This window comes from Saccharothrix sp. ST-888 (genome assembly GCF_000955975.1).
Taxonomy (GTDB): domain Bacteria; phylum Actinomycetota; class Actinomycetes; order Streptomycetales; family Streptomycetaceae; genus Kitasatospora.
Map to the genome: position 1 here is coordinate 1 of NZ_JYJF01000202.1, position 4,840 is coordinate 4,840.

At 75.3% G+C, this 4,840-nt stretch carries 2 protein-coding genes; both read right to left on the reverse strand.

What is annotated here, in order from left to right:
- The coding region (locus UK12_RS31795; RefSeq protein WP_045306683.1) for a beta-ketoacyl synthase N-terminal-like domain-containing protein at positions 1–389 on the reverse strand (389 nt) is incomplete at its 3' end.
- Between the two features lie 14 nt (positions 390–403).
- The coding region (locus tag UK12_RS31800) for a type I polyketide synthase (protein ID WP_156179068.1) at positions 404–4,840 on the reverse strand (4,437 nt) is incomplete at its 5' end.

Below are 4,840 nucleotides of genomic sequence, written 5' to 3' on the forward strand. Positions count from 1 at the left end.
AGCAACCGCTGCTGCGGATCCATCAACAACGCCTCACGCGGCGAGATCCCGAAGAACCCCGCATCGAACTCACCCGCACCGTGCAGGAAACCACCCGCGGCGGTGTAGGACCTGCCCTCCAGACCCGGCTCCGGGTCGTAGAGGCCGGTGTCCCAGCCCCGGTCGGCCGGGAAGGGGGTGATGCCGTCCCCTCCCCCGGCCACCAGGTCCCACAGGTCCTGCGGTGAGGCCACGCCGCCCGGGTACCGGCACGCCATGCCCACGATCGCGATCGGCTCGCGCAGGGTCGCGGTCAGCTTGCGGTTCTGCTCCCGCAGCCGCTCGGTCTCCTTCAGCGAAGCGCGGAGCGCTTCGAGCATCCTGGTGTCCGGGTTCTCGGACCGAGCCACGTTCCCACTCCTTGTCACAGGGCGTCGTCCTCCCCGGCGAGGTCGTCGAGTGCCAGGCTGATCAGGCTCTCGGCGTCCATCGCATCGATCGACTCGCCGCTCTCGGCCGGCTCGTCGCTCTCGGGTCGCGGCTTCAGCCCGGCCAGTTCGAGCAGGCTGTCCAGCAGACCGGAGTCGCGCAGCCGGGCCAGCGGGATCGCTCCCAGCGCCCGGCGGACGGCGTCCTCCTGGTCACCGCCGCCCGCTCCGTCGGCCGGGGCCAGCTCGGTCTCCAGGTGCTGCGCCAGCACCAGCGGGTTCGGGTAGTCGAAGATCAACGTGGCCGAGAGCCGCAGCCCGGTGGCCTCGTTGAGCTGGTTGCGGAACTCCACCGCGGTCAGCGAGTCGAAGCCGAGCTCGCTGAACGCCCGGTCGAGGGCCACCTCGGCGGTGCCGAGCACCCCGGCCGCCTGGGTGCCGACCAGGTCGAGGAGCCGCGTGATCCGCTCCTCGGCCGGCAGTTCGGCCAGGCTGCGCCGGAGCGCGGCCGAGGCCGTCGAGGCGGCCTGCACGACCCGGCGCGAGGACGACGAGCGGACCAGTCCGCGCAGCAGCGGCGGGATCCGGTTGCCCTGCGCCAGTGCGGCGAGGTCGAGCAGGGCCGGCATCAGGACGGCTTCGTCCCGGCCGACGGCGGCGTCGAACAGGGCGAGGCCGGCCTCCTCGGTGAGCGCGCCCACGCCGGACTGGGCCAGTCGGCGGCTGTCGGCCTCGCCGAGCCGGTCGGCCATGCCGCCGCTGCCGGACCACGCGCCCCAGGCCAGCGAAGCGGCCGGGAGGCCGACCGCCCTGCGGTGCTGGGCCAGGCCGTCGAGGAACGCGTTGGCGGCGGCGTAGCTCGCCTGTCCGGGGCTGCCGAGCAGGCCGGCCGCCGAGGAGAAGAGGACGAACGCCGTCAGCGGCCGGTCCTTGGTCAGCTCGTGCAGGTTCCACGCCGCGTCCGCCTTGGGCCGCAGCACGGCGGCCAGCCGCTCGGGCGTGAGGGAGGCGACCGTGCCGTCGTCGAGCACACCGGCGGCGTGCACGATTCCGGAGACCGGGTACTCGGCCAGTACCTGCGCCAGCTGCTCGCGGTCCGCCAGGTCGCAGGCGACGACGGCCACGTCGGCGCCGAGCCCGGTGAGCTCGGCCTGCAGCTCCGGCGCGCCGGGGGCCCGCAGACCGCTCCGGCTGAGCAGCAGCAGGCGCGGCACCCCGTGCTCCGTCACCAGGTGGCGGGCCACCAGGCGGCCCAGCGCACCGGTCCCGCCGGTGATCAGGACGCGGTCGGCCCACCCGGCCGGAGCCCCGGGGGCGGGCGGCGCGGCCCTGGTGAGCCTCGGTGCGCTGAACACGCCCGAGCGCAGCGCCAGTTGCGACTCCCCGGCGGCGACGGCGGCCGGCAGCAGCCGGTACCCGGCGGCGGAGTCGTCCAGGTCGACCAGCACGATCCGGCCGGGGTGCTCCGACTGCGCCGAGCGGATCAGCCCCCAGGCCGCCGCACCGGCCAGGTCGGTGACGTCCTCACCGGCGAGGCCGACGGCTCCGCCGGTCACCACGGCCAGGGTCGAGTCGGCGAACCGCTCGTCGGCCAGCCAGGACTGCAGCCGACCCAGCAGGGCGGCCAGGCCGTCGCGGACCGCCTGCGGGTCGTCGCCGCCCGCATACGGCAGCACCAGGACGTCCACCGGGTCCGCGAACGCGGTCGCCGCCTCGTCGAGGCCGTCGACCGCGGTCACCACCGCGACCTCGCCGGCCAGGGCGTCGACGAGGCGCTGCCGGTGCGTGCCGAGCACCGCCCAGCGTCCGGCCGTCGGGGTCGCGCCGACCGGCGTCCTGACCCATTCCACCGCGAACAGCGAGTCGTTGCGGCCCGCGGCGGCCAGCCTGTCGGCGGAGACCTCGCGCAGCACCAGCGACTCGACCCGGGCCACCGGGACGCCCGCGCTGTCGGCAGCCTCGATCCGTACGGCGTCGGAGCCGGCCGGGCTGATCCGCACCCGCAGCGCCCGCGCGCCCACGGCGTGCAGCTCGACCCCGGTCCAGGCGAACGGCAGCGTCATCCGCTCCGCCGCTCCGTCCCGCAGTCCGATCGCGTGCAGTGCGGCGTCGAACAGTGCCGGGTGGATTCCGAATTGCTCGGCCTCGACCGGGAGTTCGACCTCCGCGAACACCTCGTCACCGTGCCGCCAGGCCGCCTTCAGCCCCTGGAACAGCGGCCCGTACCCGGCACCGAGCAGCGCCAGCCGCTCGTACGTCCCGGTGAGTTCGACCGGCTGGGCTCCGGCCGGCGGCCAGGCCGCCAGGTCGAAGGCGGCCGGGGCCGTCGCGGAGCCCAGCACGCCGGTGGCGTGCGAGGTCCACGGGTCGCCGTCGGCCGTCCGGGAGTACACCTGGAACGTCCAGGCCCCCGAGCCGTCCGGCTCCACCGTGCACTGCAGGTGGACCGTGCCGCTCGCCGGCAGCACCAGGGGTTCGGCGATGGTCAGTTCCTCGACCGTGCCGCACCCCAGCCGGGCGCCGGCCGCGAGCGCCATCTCCACGAAGGCCGTCCCCGGCAGCAGCACCACGCCGCCGATGGCGTGGTCGGCCAGCCAGCGGTGGGTGTGCAGCGACAGCTGTCCGGTGAACAGCGTGCCGTCGGCCCCGGCGAGTTCCACGGCGGTGCCGAGCAGCGGGTGGTCCGCCGAGGCCCGCAGGCCCGACGCGTCGCTCGCCATCCAGTACCGGCTGCGCTGGAACGCGTACGTCGGCAGGTCGACCGCGGCTCCGGACGGCAGCAGCCGCGCCCAGTCGAGTGTCCCGCCGTGGACCTTGAACGCGCCGAGTGCGGCGAGGACCGCCGCCGGCTCGTCCCGGTCCTTGCGCAGCACGGGGATCAGCGCGGCGTCGCCGCTCAGGCACTCGGCGGCCAGCGCGGTCAGCACACCGCCCGGGCCGATCTCCACGAACCGCCGCACGCCCGCGTCCTCCAGGGCCCGGACGCCGTCGGCGAAGCGCACCGCCGACCGCGCGTGCCGCACCCAGTACTCCGGCGAGCACAGCTCCTCCGGGGCGGCCGGCGCGCCGGTCAGCGTGGAGACGATCGGGATCCGCGGCGGGCTGTAGTCCAGTCCCGCGGCGATCTCCCGGAACTCGGCGAGCATCGGCTCCATCAGCGGCGAGTGGAAGGCGTGGCTGACCGCCAGCTCCCTGGTCCGCTCGAACCGGCCGGCGATCGCCCGGACCGCCGCCGCCTCGCCCGAGACCACCACGGAGGCGGGCCCGTTGACCGCCGCGATGCTCACCCGGTCGGTCAGCAGCGGCTCGATCTCGGCCTCGGTGGCCTTGATCGCCACCATCACGCCGCCCTCCGGCAGCTCCTGCATCAGCCGGCCGCGCGCGGCGACCAGCCGCCCGGCGTCCGCCAGGGACCACACTCCGGCCGCATGGGCGGCGGCGAACTCGCCGACGGAGTGCCCGGCGAGCAGGTCGGGACGGATGCCCCAGGACTCCAGCAGGCGGAACAGCGCGACCTCGACCGCGAACAGCGCGGGCTGGGTGAACTCGGTCCGCTCCAGCAGCTCGGCCGAGGCCAGCGCCTCGCGCAGTGGCCGGTCCAGCAGCGGGTCGAGCACGGCGCACACCTCGTCGAAGGCGGCCCCGAAGGCGGGGAACGCCTCGGCCAGCTCCAGTCCCATGCCGACCAGTTGGGAGCCCTGTCCGGAGAACAGGAACGCGGTCCTGCCCTCCGTCGCGGTGACGACGGTGACCGCCGGCGAGGTGACCCCGTCGGCCAGCGACCGCAGGCCGTGCAGGAGTTGTTCCCGGTCGGTGCCGCTCACCGCCGCCCGGTGGGCGAGCGTGGTCCGCGCGGTCGCCAGCGCCGCCGCGACCCGGCGTGGATCGAGCTCGGCCCGCTCGGTCAGATGGGTCAGCAGCCGGTCCGCCTGGGCCCGCAGGGCCTCCCGGCTGTGCCCGGAGAGCAGCAGCGGGACCTGCCAGGACGGCAGCACGGCGCCCGGCTGCTCCTCGGCGGGTGCCTCGGCCGGGGCGGCCTCGATCACCACGTGCGCGTTGGTGCCGCTGATCCCGAACGAGGAGATCCCGGCCCGGCGCGGGTGGTCGTACGCGGGCCACTCCCGCGACTCGGTGAGCAGCCGGACGTGGCTGTCGGTCCAGTCGATGTGCCGGGACGGCTCGTCCACGTGCAGGGTCCTGGGCAGCACCCCGTTGCGGATGGCCTGCACCATCTTGATCACACCGGCCACCCCGGCCGCGGCCTGGGTGTGGCCGATGTTCGACTTGATCGAGCCCAGCCAGAGCGGGCGCTCCTCGGTGTGCTCGCTGCCGTACGTCGCGATCAGGGCCTGGGCCTCGATCGGGTCGCCCAGCGTGGTGCCGGTGCCGTGCGCCTCGACCACGTCGACCTCGCCGCCCGGCACGCCCGCCGC